This is a genomic window from Streptomyces sp. R41 (genome assembly GCF_041053055.1).
Taxonomy (GTDB): Bacteria; Actinomycetota; Actinomycetes; order Streptomycetales; family Streptomycetaceae; genus Streptomyces.
Genome location: NZ_CP163443.1, coordinates 5,739,626 through 5,757,979, shown reverse-complemented (window position 1 = coordinate 5,757,979; position 18,354 = coordinate 5,739,626). Strand labels below are relative to the sequence as shown.

Below are 18,354 nucleotides of genomic sequence, written 5' to 3'. Positions count from 1 at the left end.
CGAGTTCCTTCCGAGCCGTTCCGCCGGGCGAGGGGGCGGGTGCGGCCGAGTGTGGTGGATGAGTGAAGAAGCGTGCCAGTGCGTCAGGTTGATGCGGTCTCGGGTGGGAGCAGTGCGCCCGCTGTCAGGCCGGTGGTCAGGAGGTCCGCGTACTCGCTGGCGAGGTCGGTGGCCTGGCGGGCGGCGGTGCGTAGTTCGCGGACGCGGCGGAAGGCTTCGCCGTAGCGGCGCTGCTCCTGCAGGGGCAGCAACGGTACGCGCAGTCGGCCGGGTTGGAGGTGGACGGTGGTGCTGCCGGTGGATGCCCCGGTGATGTTGTCGTGCGCGCCGACGAAGCCCGCGAGGAACCAGGGGTCCAGTCGTGTCGGGTCGGGGCGCAGAAGGTAGAGGTCGTGGCCGAGCAGTACGCCGATGTCCTGCTTGTCGGCCAGTCGGGCCATGTTTCCGCCGTCCCCTGTGAACACGCGTACCAGGATGTCCCCTTCGGCGATGACCGGTGACGACTTCAGGGGAATGCTGTCGAGGAACGTGGCGGAGGCGGGTGCGCCTTCCGCGATGTCGGTTCCGTGGAGGACCAGCCGTCCGGTGTTCTCGGCTCTCCATCGCGCGCCCTCGGTCTTCTCCCGGGTGTCGGTCGCCGCCCGCAGGATCTCCAGGGCGCCGCCGCGGGCGAGGTCGGAGAGGGTCGCCGTGCGCCACTGCCGTGGGGAGTCGCCGGTGGGCTGCCATGTGCCCTGAGCAGTCTCGGCGAGGAGGTTGGCGTGTTCGGTGAGCTGCTTGCGGTGGTCGTCGGCTTGCCGTGCCACCTGGGCCGGGTCGATGTAGGCGGGCAGGGCGCGGACCTGGCGGGCCGGGGTGAGGTCGACGACCTCGTCGAGGAGGTCCAGTACGGGGACGACCCGGGCGATGCCGGGCTCGTCGGAGAAGGACTCCGGGTTGGCGCGGAAGGCCGTCCAGTGGGCCAGCACGGTGTCGGTCAGCTCGGCCCAGTCGAGGGTGTCGCGGCGTCGGCGCGTCCCCGATGAGCCGAGCGTGCTGTCGGCCCGGTTGCGTGGCCTGTCCTGTTGCCGCTCGGCGCCGGCGTCCACGAACAGCACCGAGGCGCGGTCCGGGCCGTCCGGCTGCGGGGTCTGCAGGATCCACAGCTGGAGGCCGATGTGCAGGGGCGCGGCCGCGCCGGACGGCAGGGCCACGACGGCGCGCAGGGCGCCGCCGCGTACCAGTTCGGCGCGCACGCGGCGGCCCGAGGCGCGGGCGGCGGTGGCGGGGGGCAGCAGCAGCACCGCGTACCCGCCGGGGTGCAGGTGGGCCAGGGCGTGCTGGATCCAGGCGAGTTCGGATTCCATGCGCGGCGGGACGCCGTAGGCCCAGCGGGGGTCGTAGGCCAGCTCGTCGTGGCCCCAGTCGCGGTCGCCGTAGGGCGGGTTGCACAGCACCGCGTCGACCGGGGGCTGCGGGAAGGCGTCGTGGCGCAGGCTGTCGCCGGCCCGTACGGCCACCGCCGCGTCGGGCATGGCCAGCAGCAGGCGTACCGCGCTGCGTTGGGCCTGCACCGGCAGGGCGTCCTGGCCGTACAGCTCGCGGGCGCCGTGGCGTGCGGCGGCGGCCAGCAGGGTGCCGCTGCCGCACGCGGGGTCCAGGACACGGGCCGCGTCCGCGGGCAGCAGGCGGGCCATGAGGTCGGCCAGGCGGTCGGGGGTTTGATAGGTGCCGGTGGAGGCGCTGTCCTCCAGTTCCCGCTCGGCGAGTACGTCGACGGCGGCCTGGGCGCCCTCCTCCCGTACGCAGTGGATCAGCGCCCGCACGATGGCCGCGTCGGCTGCCGTGAAGGGGGCTGCCTCGGTCTGCGGAAGTGTGCCGGTGAGGTCGGCGACGGCGGCGTCCGCGCGTGCGGCGAGGTCGGCGTCCGGCAGGTCGGCCAGCTCGCTCAGCTCGTGTGGGGAACGGCGGGAGGTGGCGAGGACCAGGGGGAGCAGCGGTGCGGCCGGGCCCGCGCCCGCGGGGTGCAGTCGCAACAGGGTGCGTAGCTCCTCCGCTGGGGCGGCGGCGGAGGTCTGGCCGCGGGAGCGCAGCCAGGCACGCACGGTTTCCAGGTCGTAGAGCGGGCTGGTCTCGTTGCCGCCGGCTGGTGCTGGGAAGTCGTCGTGCCGGCGGCGCCAGTTGCTGACGGTGGCGCGTGTGACTCCCGCGATGCGGGAGATCTCCGCGGCTGTCACCTGGGCTGACGGCTGGGGCATGGCGTGGTCTCACCTCTCGTCGAGTACAGCACACACATTACACCATCGACTAAACACGTAAACAGGTTTGACAGTGCTTTCAGTGCCATGCTTATCTGTAGATGCTTCCGGACGGCGGTGGTCGACGAAGCACCCTTCGGGGAGGGGGACCAATCGCTGCGGCCCTCCCCGGGACGGCAGAAGAAGCCTCACGAGTGGAGAGACCTGCTTGGCCGAAACGGATGAGCCCGAACTGACCGTGTACCACCGCCACCTGGCGCAGTTGCTGAAGCGCGACGCCGGGGAGAACTTCCGGGCCTTGCTGGTCCAGGCCCGTCACATCACCGGCACGTCCTACGAGACCACCCTCTACGACCACCAGCAGGCGTTCTGCCTCCTGTGGTGCCACCTGGAGCGCAGCGGCTACCTGCGCCGGGCAGGCCGCGATGCCCAAGCCCGCCTCGCCTCCGGTCACGCCGCGCCCGACGAACGCGCCGACCTGGAGCTGTTCCTCACCGTCTACGGCCAGGTCCACCCGCCGACCGCCAACGGCGCCTGACCCATATGCCCCACCCGGCGGGCGTCACGCGCCGCCTGCCCTCTCGCCCGCTGCCCTCGAGGGCTGCCTGCTCGGAAAGGAAGTCATCCGTGAGCATCACTGTCGACTCCTCGCGCCTCTCCCTGGTGCGTGAGGAGTCCACTTACCTGGCGATCCGCACCAGCCAGGGCGGCAGGACCGTCTACACGACGCGCATTCCGCTCGCCGACCTCTCGGTCATCCTCACCATCCCCGACCCGGCCAAGCCGGACCCGGACAACCGCAAGGTGGACATCACCCACGCCAAGGGCTTCGGCCAGTACCTCGCCGACAACCCCAGGTGGGTGGCTCCGGCCCTCCTCATCCGCGACACCGGCGGCTGCCGCTTCGAGCCGATCAGCGAAGACGGCTCGGTCGGCTACCTCACCGTCCCCTGGTCCATCGGCGGCATCGGACGCCTGATCACGATCGACGGCCAGCACCGCATCCTCGGGGTCCACCTGGAGAAGAAGCGCATCACGGACGAGGTGTCCCGCATCGACCGGGAGATCCACCGCGCCAACGAGGCCAAGAAGGCGAAGCTGGAGCAGGACCGCGAGGCGCTGATCGGCCGAATGCAGCGGCTCAAGGACGAGTTCGTCGGCATCGACATCTACGTGGAGCCCGACGGCGTCAGCGGCCAGCAGATGTTCGTCGACGTCGCGGACAACGCCAAGGGGATCTCCGGTGCCGTCCGGGCCCGCTTCGACACCTCGCGCATCGCCAACCGCACGCTCAGCGACATCGTCGTCCACCCCCTCTTCCTGGGCAAGGTCGACATCGAGCGGGACCGGATGACCCTGACCAACCGCAACCTGATGGGCGCCAAGCACGTCGCCGACATCACGCGGGCCGTCATCGCCGGTCCCGGCGGCCGCGTCAGCAAGAAGGTCGAATCGCTGACCGACAACGAGGTCATCGAAAGCGTCCGCGGCTTCCTGGACGTCATCTCCATCGCTTTCACCGCGCTCGCGGAGATCACCGAGGAGGACGTGGACAACTACGACCCCTCGCTCTCCGAGAAGAAGAAGAACGAGCCGCCGGCGCCCCCCACCAAGGCCATGAAGCTGCGCGAGTCCTCGCTCCTGGGATCGGTGGGCATGCTCCGCGTCCTGGGCGGCGTCTACCGCAACCTGAAGGAGGACGGAGCCGAGGACGGTGACATCCAAGAGTTCTTCAAGCGGCTCGACCGGCACATGACCGCCCCCGTCACCGAGGACAGCATCTGGCGCACCACGGACGCGAACGAGGACTTCGAGCCGAACGCCTCCGCCCCGATCATGCGTCAGCAGAACGTCGTGCACCTGACCAAGGTGATCACGGACTGGTACAAGAAGGCCCCGGCTGCCATCTGACCCACCAGCAACACCGGAGCCTCTCCACATCTGGCGGATTCCAGGGGTCATCGCAACACGGTGATGGCCCCTGACCCGCACGGCCCAGCTCGGCGGACGTCACGCGCGCCCGCCCTCTCTCCCGCTGCCCCGTCACGAAGACAGGAAGGCAACAACTGCCATGGGTCACCGTTCTCCCCTCGCCCACGCACCCCGCCCCGCCACCTCCACTCTCCGCCAGGTGCGCGTGAACGACAAGGTCAAGGCCGTCACCGGGCCGATCGTGCTGGCCACGGACGCCTCGGTCAGCCCGGACCGGGTGGCCTCCGGCTACCTCTCCACCACCGGCCACACCGGTCTGCGCGCCCACCTCTACCCGAAATACCTCGTACGCCCCTGCTCCCGGGTGGTCGTCACCGAACTGCGCGCCGTGTACGGGGGCCTCAAAGCGGTCCTCCACGCGCACCCCGGCCAGCCCATCGAGGTCCGCGTGGACAACCTGCAGGCGCTGCGGCACCTGCACAGCTGGCAGCAGGGCGGGACGGACATGCCCGAGGGCTACGACACCCACCTGCGCGCCCAAGGCCGCCAGCCCAGCCTGGTCAAGCTGCAGTTGCTCGCCGAGTACACCCCGCACCTGACCTTCGTCCACGAGAAGGCCCACGTCGGTCACCCCCTCAACGAGGCCGCCGACTCCCTCGCCAAGCTCGGCCTGCGCTGCGTGCGCGGCGCCGTCCCGCGCACCGAACTTCCGCGGTTGGTCCCGTTGTGGGCCTCCGGCGCCCTCGCCGACTACCGGCGCTCCCGGGCCGCCTGACGCACATTCCAGCTTCACACGTCACACGCACCCGCAAGGTGCATCTACATCCCCTGGGGGGACCATGAGCCAGCAGCAGTACCCGCAGCAGCCCCAGCCCGGTTGGGGCGGCCCGCAGCAGCAGGGTTACGGCACTCCGCCGTTCCAGCCGCAGCCGCCGAAGAAGTCGAAGGCAGGGAAGATCGTCGGCTTCGGCTGCCTCGGCGTCGTTGCCCTCTTCGTTCTGATCGGCATCGTCGCCGCGGCCAGCGGCGGAAACGGCGACTCCACCGACACCGGCGCCAAGGACAAGGCCGTCGCCGCCGGCCGCACGCCGGAGTCCGACAAGGCCGAAGCGACGCCCGCGCAGAAGACGAAGACGCAGGCGGAGCAGTTCAAGGTCTGCGTCGCCAAGTCCGGTACGGCCACGGAGAAGAAGGCCGTCCAGCACGTGACGAAGGTGACCGGCGCGGACAAGCGGAACGACATCCTGGACTCGGCTGAGGTCTACACCGACTTCACTGGCGGGCTTATGAGCGACAACCAGGGGGACGCGAAGCTCATCGCCTCTGCGTTCACGTCCTGCTACGAGTCCAAGAACGGGCTCGTCAGCGTCTACGGCCAGGATGGCGACCTCATCGCCAACGCCAACTACTGATCTCTTCGACCAGGGCCGTGATGGTGGCGCGGCGGCAGCTCATTCTTCAGCGGCAAGTGGACTGACACCAGGGCCGGCTGACTGGCTGCCCGAGCGGGTCAGTGCGCCTTCGAGTGCGGCGGCGAGGCGATGCTCCGCCGCCTCCGCGCCGCCCCCGGCCACAACCTGCTGCGTGGTTTTCACCCTCCGATTCCTTACCTGAAGGACAACCGTGAACCGAGCCAACGTCATTGCCATTGCTGCCTGCGGGTTGACAGCCCTGTCCGTCATCGCGGCCACGGTGGACCACGTCAGTACCCACTCTGCGCTCGCCGCCGCCCGCCGTCAGGCGGCTGCTGCCGACCACCGTGCCCATCAGGCCGAGTCCCGCCCGCCCAAGGTCGTCACCCATACGGTCACCAAGACTGTGGACAAGCCCGTCTTCGGCCGCTCGACGCTCCTCGGCGCCTACGCGTCCGGCCTGATATCGGGGGGCGTGTACACCGACGACGGCAGCATGACCTACACCGCGAGCGACAGCACCTGCTCGCAGGAGTACGCGCAGATCTCCCAGGAGCCCACCGGCGGTACCGTCCACCGCGACGACTTCATGAAGACCTGCCTGACCAACGTCAACGACACCGCCAAGACCGACCCCGCGCCCTGACCGGCGGCGCTTGGCACTGACCGGCAGGTCACGTGGACGCGTCGAGCGCGGCACCCCTCAACGAGGCCGCCGACTCCCTAGCCAAGCTCAGCCTGCACTTCGTGCGTGACACGCCCCGCGCACCGAACTCCCGCGCCTGGTCCCGCTGTGGGCCGTCGGTGCCCTCGCCGACTACTGGCGCTCCCGGACCGCCTTTCCCCGCTGCCGGCCGGGGATCCGGTGAACCTGCCTCGCCTTCGGCCCGGCCCTCGGGCTCTTCCACACTTTCCCGCGCCCACCCCGGAGCACCTCATGACCGAGACGGAACAGCCCCAGCACACCGCGCACCCTTCCACCCAGCCGACCCAGACCGCCCCGTCCATGCCCGTAGCCGAACTGGTGGAGGCCCGTCTCGCGGAGGCGGTCCTCAGCGAGCCGGTGAAGGTGCTCCTCAAGGACGCTCTGGGCGAGAAGGAGGCCGAAGGGCCATCCTCCGTCGGCCGGATCTACCTGGCCTCCGTCGCCGTTACCGGATTCCGCGGCATCGGCCCCCGCACCTGGCTGAACCTCAGCCCCCGGCCAGGCGTGAACCTCGTAGTAGGCCGCAACGGGTCCGGCAAGTCCAGCATCGCCGAGGGCATCGAGACCGCGTTCACCGGCACGAACATGCGCTGGCACGGGCTGCACGCGTCGCGCAGCAGCAACTGGCGCAACCTCCACCTGGAGGACGGTGCCAAGCCGGAGATCGAGGTCAAGCTCGCCATTGAGGGCGACACCGGCCGCAGCACGCTCACCCGCACGTGGGAGAGCGAGGACTTCGGCGGCTCCCAGGCAGAGTTCAAGCGGCCCGGACACGGACGAGTCCCTCTCGACCAGGTGGCCTGGAAGCAGGCCATGGAGGACTACCGGCCCTTTCTGTCGTACGTCGATCTCGACCGCATGATCAGCGGCAAGCCCTCCGAGATGTACGACGCCATCGCCACTATCCTCGGCCTGCGGCATCTCAGCGCGGCGGACAGCCGGCTTCGCGCGGAGGAGAAAGTACTCGACGACGCGGCGAAGGCGGCGAAGGCGGAAGTCCCGGAACTCGTGGACGCCCTGTACACGCTGGAGGACGACGAGCGGGCAGTGCAGGCCCTCCTGGCCATCGACACCCCGGGCAGCCCGGACTTCGACACCGTCGAGGCACTGGTGGCGGGACTGCCCGCCGACACCGACGAGGGCCTTCTCGCCGAGCTGCGGGTCGCGGTCGCCGTGCAGGGCCCCGACATGGAGCAGGTCGCCGCCGCAGTGGTCGGGCTGCGCAAGGCCCTCGCCGATGCCGAGGACGTCCGCGGCACGAGCGCCGAGGACGCTCACCAGCGCGCCGACCTCCTCGCCAGGGCTCTGGCCCACATCGACCGGCACCCCGACGAGAGGTCCTGCCCGGTCTGCGGAACGGACCGCGTCCTGGACGGGGAGTGGGCCGCGCGTGCCGCCGCGCAGATCGCCGTACTGCGGCAGGAAGCCAGGGCCGCCGACGACGCGCGCAGCGCACTGCGGTCGGCGGTGCGTGTCCTGCAGGACCTCGTGCACAGGCCCCAGCGGATCCCGGCCGCGTTGACCGACCCGTGGGACGCCTGGGCCGCCTGCCGCACGGTCAGCGATCCGGGCGAGCTCGTCCGGCGCGCCCACGAGGCGGCCGGGACGCTGGCTGACGCTTGCGCCGCGGTGAGAGAGAACGCCACGAGGGAGCTGGAGAAGCGGGACGAACGCTGGCGCCGGCTCGTCACCCGCCTGGCCGGCTGGGCGGAGCGGGCCCGTGCCGCGAAGGAGAGCGATCCCCGGCTGAGAGACATCCGGCGGGCCCGTGCCTGGATCAAGGCACTGAGCACCGAGCTGCGGGAGCGGCGCATGGAGGGCTTCGCCGACCAGTCGCAGCGCATCTGGGAGAAGCTCCGCCAGGAGAGCAACATCGACCTCAACGGTGTGAGCCTGCGCGGCAGCGAGAAGGCCACCGTACGCAAGCTCGTCATGGACGTCTCCGTCGACGGCCAGGACGCCTCGGCGCTGGGCGTCATGAGCCAGGGCGAGCTGCACTCCCTCGCGCTGTCACTGTTCCTGCCCCGCGCCGTTACGGCCGACAGCCCGTTCGGTTTCATAGTCGTCGACGACCCGGTGCAGTCCATGGATCCCGCCAAGGTCAACGGGCTCGCTCAGGTCCTGCACGAGCTCGGCAAGCACCGACAGGTCGTCGTGTTCACCCACGACACCCGGCTCCAGCGGGCGTTCACGAGCCAGGAGTTGCCGGTGACGGTGTTCCAGGTCGAGCGGAGCAAGGCCTCGAGGGTGAAGGTCGAGCGAGTGACCGACCCGGTCGCGCAGGCGATCGCCGACGCGATGGCCATCGTCCGCACCCCGGACTTGCCGCTGGCGGCCCGGACCCATGTGCTGCCCAGCCTGTGCCGTATCGCCTTGGAGAATGCCTTCTTGGAAGCCGCGTGGATCAAGCACCACCTCTCCGGCGGACCTGAGCAGGAATTGCACGCCGCCGTTGACGACGCCGAGAAGTTCACGAAGGTCGCGGCGCTCGCCCTGTTCGGCGACATCACACGGATCCGCGACGTCGACGAGGAAGTGAGAAACCGCTACGGAGCGCAGGCGGCCTACCTCATCAAGCAGTGCCAGAGAGGAGCCCACGCCGCAGGAGCGCAGATCACCGACGCGCGCCGTTTCGTCCAGGACGTCGAGGCTCTGGCGCAGAAGGTGCGCAAGCCGGAGGGGAGCGCCCGATGAGTGCCTCCGCTGCATCCTCACCCTCCGTATCCGCAGCACCTGCTTCCCCCGCCTCCGTCGAAGACCTCCTGCTGACGGCGGACCGGATGCTCGACGGCGACCTCCGCGGTGCCACGGCTGCCGGCCGTCACCGCGGAGCTTCACTGGCTCTACGGACTGCCCTGGAGATCTGCGTGGACCGGGTGCTCGACGCAGCGGTACCGGGACTCGCCCGCACCACCATGCGGGCCAAGATGCTCTGCTTGCGTTGCTACACCCCTGAGGAGACTGCCCGACGGACCCGCGCCGTCTGGTCGCACCTGTGCCTGGGGTGCCACTACCACCAGTACGAGATCGGCCCCACCTACGAGCAAGTCCGCGCCTGGCGCACGGAGGTCGGCGAGCTCGTCCGGACGCTTGACGTTCCCTGACTGTTTGGTCATCGAGGTCACCTTTGGCCCGCCGTTCACCGGTCGGATTTCACCCGGCCTCGAGACCAACACCACGCAGCCCAGAACAGCAGTGGTACGCCGCCTGCCAATCGAGGCCAACTCCACCCCTGTCGATGGTGTCGGCGACCGCTTCACGCGCTGTGGCAGAAGGTGGGGGCGGAATTGCCTCGTTGGGCGGGTGCGAGGTCTACGGCTCCGGAGTGGCATGACGTTGTGCGGAAGGGCCGTCCTTCCATGGCCTCCTCACTCATGTTGGTAGGCAAGCCTCTTCTCCATCCTCCAGAGCCCTGGCATGGGGAGAGTCGTCCTGTGCCGTCCCTCCAGACGTCGTTGCGACGCGCCGCTATGCTTCACCCATTTCGTCTAATGCCTTCACGACCTCTTCATCAATGAGGGAGTTGCGCTTTATGACCCTCCAAGGCAGGCGGTCTTCCATGGACCGTGCTCGGCTGGAGAGGCTGCTCGCCTCATGGCGGGACTCACTCATCGATCTGAGCTTCCGTAACCGGCTGCTCAACTACCAGCGCCGTTCCTCGTCCGCAGGTACGGATTTGGTCGAGCCCGGGTTGTCCACCGTGCTGGAAGGGCTTTCCCGCGGTTGTGCCTTCTCTGCTGTACGCGGCGAGGGATCCGAGGATGAGAGTGCGTCGTCGGGCGGGTTGGCGCCGCCCGCGAGAGTGGTCCCTGCCGGTTCCACCACTGGCGCCAGGCCAATCGACACCCCTGCATCCCGGGCAGGAGTCGGCAGCAACCGCCCCGTTGTCACGCTCACCACGTCCAAGACCACGCAGGCTGAACAGGACCGGCATCTGCGTCGCCTCGCCCTGGTCGCGCGGGAGAAGTACAACGACTACGGCCTGTGGGTGCTTCATCTCGGTGTGGGCTTTCTCGATTGGACGCCGGCCCCGTCTGCCGAGAAGAGCTTCAGTTCGCCGTTGGTGATAGTGCCAGTCGTGCTGGAACGGCGACGCGGGGACTCGTACGTCTTGAAGGCCAACACAGATGAGGAGCCGGCTCTCAACCCTGCCCTCGCCATCAAGATGGGCGAGTTGGGCATTGACTGGCCACGCGTCGAGCAGGTGGAACAACGTGACATTCCCGCCCTGATCGCGCAGGTCCGGCGTGCGGTGGCGGGCATGCGCGGCTGGAAAGTCACCAACCGAGTGGTGTTGGACACCTTCAACTCAAGCAAGGAGGTCATGTATCGGGACCTCCTCGACAACGCCGACCGGGTGCAGGCAAGCGCCCTCGTGCGCGCCATTGGGCTCGGCGCGGACTCCGGCATCTCGCCAGGGAACTTTGCCTTCGAACCGGCCGACACCGATCGCATCGACGAGATCCAGCCGCCCGAAAAAGCCCCGCTTGTGCTCGACGCGGACTCTTCCCAGCGGCAGTGCGTCGCTGCTGCGATCGAGGGCCGCAGTTTCGTGATGGACGGGCCGCCCGGCACTGGCAAGAGCCAGACGATCACCAACATGATCGCGGGCCTGCTGGAGCAGGGCCGCACCGTACTGTTCGTCAGCGAGAAGGCGGCTGCCTTGGACGTGGTCCGCAACCGTCTGGGCGATGTCGGTCTCGATGACTACGTCTTGGCGTTGCACAGCAACAACACGGGCCGGAAGCAAGTGGCGCAGGAACTCGGCGGGGCATTGCTAGCGCCTCGCCGCATCTTGTCGGGCGGTGCCCGGGCCGACCTTCAGCGTGCTCGCCAACTGCGCCAGGAACTCTCCGGGTACGCGGCGGCGATGAACGACAGCCGACGCGGGCTCGATATGAGCCTGCACTACGTCCTGGGCAGGATCTCACTACTGGACAGTTCTCATCCGCTGCCCGCGGACCCGACCTTCGAGGCGGCGACGCTCACAGCCGAGGGACTTGACCGGGCGACTGTGGCAGCCCGTCAGGTCAGCAGGTCGTGGCGCCCGGCATTGGAAGGCACGGCATTCTCCTGGTACGGGCTGACGGACGCTGGTAACCCACTGCAGACGCTTGACCTCGCCACCGAAGCCCTCGGCGAACTCGATACGAGGCTGCTGCCGCACACGGCTCTCCTCGCTGAACTCGGTTGGGAGGGAGCGCGTGACACCGCCCGACTGACCGCGCTACTACACGTCGCGGGCGCTCGGCCGTCACTGCCGCACCCCTGGCTGACCGCCGATAGCCAGGGCCTGACCACAGCGATAGCGGGCTTCCGGCGCCGTCTGGACGAGGTCATCGAAGCCGAACGCTCGGCGGAACAGACACTCGGCGCGGCATGGGAGCGGTTGCCGCCCGAGGCGGACCCCACGCCGAGTGCGGAGGAGACCGCTCTGTCGGCTGTGCTGCCCCCGGCCATCGATATCGGTGTGCTCACTGCTGACGCCGCCCGTGAGCTCGGTGACCGCCTTGAGTCAGACGCCGCGGCACTCGACGAGGCGGTCCAGTCGCTGGCGGCCGTTGCCGCGATGTACGGCTTGCCCGCCCCCGAGTCCTGCGACGACGCCCTCCGTTTGGGCCACCTCGGCGTTCTTGCAGGACACCCTGACGACGCCAAACCGCTGCCCGCATGGCTCACCCGTGAGGGAGCGGCCGACGCCAGGACCGCCGCAGAAGTCCTGCGTGAAGCGGTGACACGGCTGCGCGAGACTCGGAGGAAGGCCGAAGAGGTTTTCACGGACCGGGTGCTGCAGGAAGATTCCCTCGAAGAAGTCACGCACCGGTTTGCCACCATGCATCGGTCCATCACCGGAAGGCTGTCTGCAGCGTGCCGCGCCGACCGGCGGTTGGTCAGGTCGCTACTCCCTGACGGCGGTAAATGCACCAGGGCGGTTGTGGCCGCGCTTCCGGTCGCGGTGGCTTGGCAGCAGGCGGCACGCACACTGAATGCCGAGGCCAGTCGCCATGCTTCGGTCCTCGGTCCACACTGGCGGAGCGAAGACACCGACTTCGATGGCCTGGACTCCCTCATCAAGCGAGCCAATGAGATCCTCAGGCTCGCTCCCCGAGTGACGAACCAAGATGCGCTGGCGCGCGAGGTGGCTTTCGGAGGGCAACCGCGCCCTGCCGCGAGGAACACCGCGGAACGGGCAGCCGGCCGGCTGACCGAGTGGCGGGACTCCCTCGTCCTTCCACCTGTGGCGGGGCCGTCGTACGAATTGGAACCGGGAAGCCTCAGAGCCGCTGCTCAATGGAGCCGCGCGCATGTTGCACCTCTGCGAGGGGCCGAGCAACTGATGCGGATGGTGGAGGAGACCGCCGTCGCGGGCGGAGGAGCGGCCGCGGCACCGGGCACCTGGACTCTGTCCGCAGCACGCGCCGGTGTGCATGCCGTACGGGCAGCCCGCGCTGCCACGGTGGAGTTCGAGTCCAGGGCGGAAGACGACCGGGCACTGCTCGGGGACCTCTACACGGGCCGAAGCACCAGCCTGTCCGACCTGAGTGCCGCCCTCGATTGGATCACCACTCTGCGTGAGGCGTCCGGGCTTCAGAGCAGGGTGCCACTGAGTGCTTCAGCCGCCGAGATCCTCTACTGCGCGGAAGCCGACACCGAACTGGAAGCCGCCGCAGGTGCATGGGCACGGGCCACGGAGGCATTGGCGGACCTGTTTCGTCCGGAACGTGCGGAGCAGCTCCGTGAGTCGTTCTCCCGCGGCCAGGATTCGGCCTTGAAGGCGCTCGCGGTCCTGGACGGCGATCGGGGCGGCCCTGACGAGTGGCGTGCCTACGACAAAGGTCGCAGGGCCCTCGACGACCTGAGCCTGGGTGATCTGGTGGACCGGGCGGTACGCCGCGGGATTGCTCCGGCCGACTTCCCGGCTCTGGTCGAACGTGCGGCTCTCCGCGCCTGGGCTGATCTCCAGCTGTCCAGTGATTCACGGCTGGCAACCCCACGATCCGCGGACCGCGATGACTTGGTGGCCGGCTTCCGGGAACTGGACGCGAGACTGGCCAACCACGCTCGTGCGCGCGTCATCCAGACCTGTGACGCTCGTCGCCCTCGAACCACGGACGCTCCGGGTGCGGCGTTGCTCAGACGAGAGGGCGAGAAGAAGACTCGGCACAAGCCGGTGAGAGAGCTCCTGGAAGCCGCCAGGGAGGCGGTACCGCTGATCAAGCCGTGCTTCATGATGAGCCCGCTTACAGTCAGCCGATTCCTGCCGCCCGACCTCGTCTTCGATGTGGTGATCTTCGACGAGGCGTCGCAGGTGCTGCCCCAGGACGCAATCAACTGTGTCTACCGTGGTCGGGCACTGATCGTGGCTGGTGACCAGAAGCAGCTCCCGCCCACCGAATTCTTCTCCTCCACAGGCGATGACGAGGAGGACAGCGAGGACGAGGAGTCCCCCGATCAGTTCCGTTCCGTGCTGGATCTGTGCAAGGCGAGCGGGCTGCTGGAGAGTTTGTCGCTGCGCTGGCACTACCGCAGCCGTCATGAGGACCTGATTGCCTTCAGCAACCGGGAGTTCTACGACGAGTCCATGACCACCTTCCCCGGGGCTCACGCGGAGGGTGCGGATGTCGGCGTCGCCTTCTACCGCGCCAGGGAAGGCGTCTACCGTTCCGGGGCAGCCGCTCGGAACAACCCAGGCGAGGCTGAGGAGGTGGCCCGCCGGGTGATCCACCACTTCAGTACTCGCAAGGGCAGATCGCTGGGCGTGGTCGCGCTGTCCCAGTCACAGGCCGTCGCGATCCAGGACGCCGTGGACGCGGCGCGCCGGACTCGGCCCGACCTCGACGAGTGCTTCTCCGAGGATCGGCTGAACGGGTTCTTCGTCAAAAATCTGGAGAGTGTGCAGGGCGACGAGCGGGACGTCATGATCCTGTCCGTCGGGTACGGCCGTGACGCCCACGGCAAGTTTTCGAAGAACTTCGGCCCCATGAACAAGGCGGATGGTTGGCGCCGTCTGAACGTCGCCGTGACCCGCGCACGCTACCGCGTGGAGGTCGTGGCCTCGTTCGACCCGGGTGAGGTGCCGGGGAACACCGGCAGCAAGAGCTTCCGGTACTTCCACCGCTACCTGCAGTACGCACAGAGCGGTCCGTCTGTGCTCTCCCAGGAGACGGTGGACCCGGACGCCCAGCCGGAGAGCCCGTTCGAGGAATCTGTGCTGGCGGTGCTGCGCAGCTGGGGCTATGACGTGCAGCCTCAGGTTGGCGTCGCCGGCTACCGCATCGACCTGGGCGTCCGGCATCCGCACCGGCCGGGGTTGTACGCGCTGGGGGTGGAGTGCGATGGCGCCATGTACCACTCCTCGAAGGCAGCCCGTGACCGTGACCGGCTGCGCGAAGGAGTGCTGCGTGGGCTTGGCTGGGAGCTACACCGGATCTGGGGCACCGACTGGTACCGCGACCGGTCCGGTGCCGAAGCCCGGCTGCGATCCGCCGTCGAACGTGCGGTAGCCCTCGTTGATACAAGCCCCAGCGCAGCGGGCGCGGTTGAAGGTGACGCGGCGAAACCGGAAGCGTCGTCGTCACGAGCCGAGCCACAGAGTGGGCCTGCGCGGCGGCCCTCTGCGGGTCAGGGCGGCGGAACCCGGACTTCACCAACTTCCGGTCCCACCGCGCGGCAGCGCAGAACCGTGCCGACTCCACGGCATAGCGAGTCCCCTTCTGTCGCCACCTACCCGGTGACAGCGTTGGCCAGGACATCCTGGCAACGTGTCGAGAACGAGCTGTCTCAGATACGCGAGTACCTGCGGCAGCCGGAACCCCTTGACACCGCCACTGATTACCGGGTGCGCGCCGATAACCGGCGTAAATGGGAAAAGCGGCGTGAACAGCTCGAGGAGCGCGCCACCTTCCTGGAGAGCTTCCTCAGGGCAACCCCTGCCACCCCTCGCGCAACCGGGGGAGCGATGGTGGCCCCCGGCCGCCTAGTCGGCCTGAGCTTCGATGGCTCCACAGTTGTCGAGGACTACGAGATCACTTCTCAGGGCCCGGCCGCGGAGGAGGGTCAGGCGCTCAGCCCGTTCACGCCACTCGCAGTTGCCTTGCTGTGGCGCGAGACCGGCATCCCGGTGGAGTACGAGGACGGTTCAGGGAAGCGCCGCACCGCGCACATCCGACACGTTCGCGACTGAACGGAACCGTACGGTCATCGGCCAGAGCCAGATGCAGAGGAGCGATCTTACGCGCGTCAGGGGGTGAGGTCCCCGGGCCATGTGCCGGGTGCTCACAGCGGGTCAGCCAGTGTGACCGGTGCGGCCTGTCAGCGGTCAAACAATTACGTGACCGTCGACACCAGCCTCCTTGAATGGCGTCACCGCGACGTTGAGCTGGACACGCAACTCATGGCCACCGAGCCCCCGGTGCAGCCACACCTGATCGTTGCCGGTGCTCACGGCGAATCGCACGTCATCAAAGCGCAGTTCCTGCATCAAGTACGTCCCCCTGGGATGGTGTGGTCGGTCTGCCGATTCTGCAGTCTGTGGATCTCGGGTCCTCCACGGCCGGAGTGAACGTCCTGTCAGATGAGACCGTGGCGGAATTCCTGCTGAACTGGCACGAGAAGAAGACCGAGCCGAAGAGGACCACCGCCCACGAGTACGGCCGCGGGATCGAGCTGTACCCGGTCCCCCACCTCGGCGTGCTCAAGATGCGCGACCTTCGCGCCCGCCACACCCAAGGTATCTCCGGCTGCATCGTCTCCGACAACGCGCGCCGCCCGGAACACCGCGCCCGCGTCGGCGAACTGCAAGACGCACCACCCGCAGTTCTTCTCCGACTGCTGGGACCGGCTGGTAGAGCTGTACGGCCTCCCACCGATCCGGCTCAACGACGGCCGCCACGAGGCCGAGAGTCTGGCGCTGGCCGCCAGCGTCACGCTGAAGGCCGTGCTGGCGATGCTCGGGCACACCTCGATGCGGACGCCGACCGCCACGTACCAGACGGTGTTGCACGCCGCGAAGGCCTCTCAGCCCCCTTGGACCCCATCACCACATACCGGGCATCGAAGAAGAAGGTACTGAAGGCGGACAAACAGGACCCGCGCGGGCCCCATATTGGGCCCCATCGGGGCACCTCGGAGCCCCGATGAGTAAGTGGTTTAGACCAAAAGTCAATCAAGGAAAGGAAAAACCCCAGGTCACGGCGAGTGAGTCCTGGGGCTTCTCGGAGCCGCCTTCGGGATTCGAACCCGAGACCTACGCATTACGAGTGCGTTGCTCTGGCCATCTGAGCTAAGGCGGCGCGCTCTCCGCACTATGGTGCGATCAGCAACGTCGGTAAGTCTACACAGTTTCCAAGGGTGCTCCGTACACACCCCGGGGCCTCCGGTGCCGGGGTGTGCGGGCGGGCTATGAGCAGCGCTTTCCCTTGGTGGGAGGGGTGCCCTGGAGGAGATAACGGTTGATCGTGGAGTCGATGCAGGCGCTGCCGCGGCCGTAGGCGGTGTGGCCGTCGCCGACGTAGGTGAGGAGGGTGCCGGAGGAGAGCTGGGAGGCGAGGGACCGGGCCCAGGGGTATGGGGTCGCCGGGTCGCGGGTGGTGCCGACCACGAGGATCGGGGCCGCGCCCTTCGCCTCGATGCGGTGGGGCTCACCCGTCGGCTTCACCGGCCAGTACGCGCAGTTCAGGGAGGCCCAGGCCAGGCCCTCACCGAAGACGGGGGACGCCTTCTCGAAGGCGGGGAGGGCCTTCTCCACCTGGTCGGGGGTGGCGAAGGCGGCCGGGAGGTCGAGGCAGTTCACCGCCGCGTTGGCGAACATCAGGTTCGCGTACCTGCCGTCGGCGTCGCGCTCGTAGTAACTGTCGGACAGGGCGAGCAGACCCGCGCCGTCCTTCTCCTGCATCGCCGCGGTGAGCGCCTCACGCAGCTGCGGCCAGGCCGACTCGTCGTACATCGCCGCGATCACACCCGTCGTCGCGAGCGCCTCGCCGAGCTTGCGGCCGTCCGCGTCGCCGGCCGGGATGGGCGCCTTGTCGAGCTGCTGGAAGAACGCCTTCAGGTTCTTGCCCACCTGCTCCGGGCTCGTGCCCGTGCCGCCCAGCGGGCAGTCGCTCTGGCGCACGCAGTCCTTCGCGAACGACTGGAAGGCCGTCTCGAAGCCCGCCGTCTGGTCCTGATTGAGTTTGCGCGCGGTGAGCTGCGGATCCATCGCGCCGTCCAGGACCACGCGGCCCACGCGGTCCGGGAAGAGGCCGGCATACGTCGCCCCGAGGAACGTCCCGTACGACGCCCCGACATACGTCAGCTTCTGGTCGCCCAGCACGGCGCGCAGGATGTCCATGTCACGGGCCGCCTCCACCGTGGAGAGATGCCGGAGCAGATCGGGCGAGCGTCGGCCGCAGCCCTCGGCGAACTTCTTGTACGCGTCGACCAGTTGCCCCGTCTCCTTCTTGTCGTCCGGAGTCGTGTCCGTCTGCGTGTACGTGTCCATCTGGCGGCCTGTGAGGCATTCGACCGGCTCGCTGCGGGCCACGCCGCGCGGGTCGACCGCCACCATGTCGTAGCGGGCGCGGACCTCCGCCGGGTAGCCGACCCCGGCGTACTGCTGGAGATAGCCGACCGCCGAGCCGCCCGGTCCTCCCGGGTTGACCAGCAGCGAACCGAGGCGCTTGCCCGGCCCCGTGGCCTTCTTGCGGGCGACCGCCAGCCTGACGTCGCCCGACGCCGGCTTGGCGTAGTCCAGCGGCGCCTTCATCGTGGCGCACTCGAAGCCGGGGACCCCGCAGGTGCGCCAGTTCAGCTTCTGCCCGTAGTACCGCGACAGCGTGGAGGGCGTGGAGCTCGGCAGCGCGGCCAGCACCGCGTCCGCCGTCGCCGTCGACGTCGTCGAACTCCCGGAGGAGCAGGCCGAGATGAGCAGCGCTGCGGCGGCCAACAGCACGCCACTCACACGGAGGGGCCTGGTCGGCCGAAGGGTGCGCCTGATGTACATCCCGCGAGCGTAACCTTGCGCGATCAATTGATCACCTTCAGTCGCGGATGCGCCTCGTACGAGTGACTTGGTCAACTCGTCGTG

The 18,354-nt window shown here is 68.6% G+C and carries 13 protein-coding genes and 1 tRNA gene; 8 read left to right on the top strand and 6 right to left on the bottom strand.

Translation table 11 applies throughout. The features are described 5' to 3' along the window. Positions 1–83: 83 nt before the first annotated feature. Complete coding sequence (locus AB5J53_RS26400) at positions 84–2,237, bottom strand: N-6 DNA methylase (RefSeq protein WP_369248136.1); 2,154 nt, start codon at positions 2,235–2,237, stop codon at positions 84–86. Between the two features lie 208 nt (positions 2,238–2,445). Here AB5J53_RS26400 and AB5J53_RS26395 point away from each other — a divergent pair, with 208 nt between their 5' ends. From AB5J53_RS26395 to AB5J53_RS26380, 4 genes are all read left to right on the top strand, one after another. After that, positions 2,446–2,775 carry a hypothetical protein gene (locus AB5J53_RS26395; RefSeq protein ID WP_369248135.1) on the top strand — a complete coding sequence of 110 codons (330 nt, stop codon included), beginning with the start codon at positions 2,446–2,448 and terminating at the stop codon, positions 2,773–2,775. A gap of 89 nt (positions 2,776–2,864) precedes the next feature. Next, positions 2,865–4,148 carry a DNA sulfur modification protein DndB gene (locus tag AB5J53_RS26390; RefSeq protein WP_369248134.1) on the top strand — a complete coding sequence of 428 codons (1,284 nt, stop codon included), beginning with the start codon at positions 2,865–2,867 and terminating at the stop codon, positions 4,146–4,148. Positions 4,149–4,368: 220 nt separating this feature from the next. After that, the gene (locus tag AB5J53_RS26385; RefSeq protein ID WP_369248133.1) at positions 4,369–4,944 is read left to right on the top strand and encodes a hypothetical protein; all 576 of its coding nucleotides are present in this window, start codon (positions 4,369–4,371) and stop codon (positions 4,942–4,944) included. Between the two features lie 64 nt (positions 4,945–5,008). After that, the gene (locus AB5J53_RS26380; protein ID WP_369248132.1) at positions 5,009–5,581 is read left to right on the top strand and encodes a hypothetical protein; all 573 of its coding nucleotides are present in this window, start codon (positions 5,009–5,011) and stop codon (positions 5,579–5,581) included. A gap of 39 nt (positions 5,582–5,620) precedes the next feature. On the opposite strand, the gene AB5J53_RS26375 is transcribed toward AB5J53_RS26380, so the two are convergent. After that, the gene (locus tag AB5J53_RS26375) at positions 5,621–5,764 is read right to left on the bottom strand and encodes a hypothetical protein (RefSeq protein WP_369248131.1); all 144 of its coding nucleotides are present in this window, start codon (positions 5,762–5,764) and stop codon (positions 5,621–5,623) included. Between the two features lie 28 nt (positions 5,765–5,792). Here AB5J53_RS26375 and AB5J53_RS26370 point away from each other — a divergent pair, with 28 nt between their 5' ends. The 4 genes from AB5J53_RS26370 (at position 5,793) to AB5J53_RS26355 (ending at position 15,471) form a co-directional block, all read left to right on the top strand. After that, the gene (locus tag AB5J53_RS26370; protein WP_369248130.1) at positions 5,793–6,227 is read left to right on the top strand and encodes a hypothetical protein; all 435 of its coding nucleotides are present in this window, start codon (positions 5,793–5,795) and stop codon (positions 6,225–6,227) included. Between the two features lie 291 nt (positions 6,228–6,518). After that, the gene (locus tag AB5J53_RS26365) at positions 6,519–8,981 is read left to right on the top strand and encodes an AAA family ATPase (RefSeq protein ID WP_369248129.1); all 2,463 of its coding nucleotides are present in this window, start codon (positions 6,519–6,521) and stop codon (positions 8,979–8,981) included. Beyond that, positions 8,978–9,391, top strand: a complete 414-nt coding sequence (locus tag AB5J53_RS26360; protein ID WP_369248128.1) for a hypothetical protein — start codon at positions 8,978–8,980, stop codon at positions 9,389–9,391. Before AB5J53_RS26365 ends, AB5J53_RS26360 begins: the two co-directional genes overlap by 4 nt. Positions 9,392–9,819: 428 nt before the next feature. Further along, positions 9,820–15,471, top strand: a complete 5,652-nt coding sequence (locus AB5J53_RS26355) for a DUF4011 domain-containing protein (RefSeq protein WP_369248127.1) — start codon at positions 9,820–9,822, stop codon at positions 15,469–15,471. A 135-nt stretch (positions 15,472–15,606) separates the two neighbouring features. On the opposite strand, the gene AB5J53_RS26350 is transcribed toward AB5J53_RS26355, so the two are convergent. From AB5J53_RS26350 to AB5J53_RS26335, 4 genes are all read right to left on the bottom strand, one after another. Next, on the bottom strand, positions 15,607–15,771 hold the full coding sequence (locus AB5J53_RS26350; RefSeq protein ID WP_369248126.1) for a hypothetical protein: 165 nt from the start codon (positions 15,769–15,771) through the stop codon (positions 15,607–15,609). A gap of 86 nt (positions 15,772–15,857) precedes the next feature. Beyond that, on the bottom strand, positions 15,858–16,271 hold the full coding sequence (locus tag AB5J53_RS26345) for a hypothetical protein (RefSeq protein WP_369248125.1): 414 nt from the start codon (positions 16,269–16,271) through the stop codon (positions 15,858–15,860). 234 nt (positions 16,272–16,505) lie between these two features. Then, a tRNA-Thr gene (locus AB5J53_RS26340) sits at positions 16,506–16,579 on the bottom strand. 107 nt (positions 16,580–16,686) lie between these two features. Then, positions 16,687–18,270 carry an alpha/beta hydrolase gene (locus tag AB5J53_RS26335; RefSeq protein WP_369248124.1) on the bottom strand — a complete coding sequence of 528 codons (1,584 nt, stop codon included), beginning with the start codon at positions 18,268–18,270 and terminating at the stop codon, positions 16,687–16,689. Positions 18,271–18,354 lie beyond the last annotated feature (84 nt).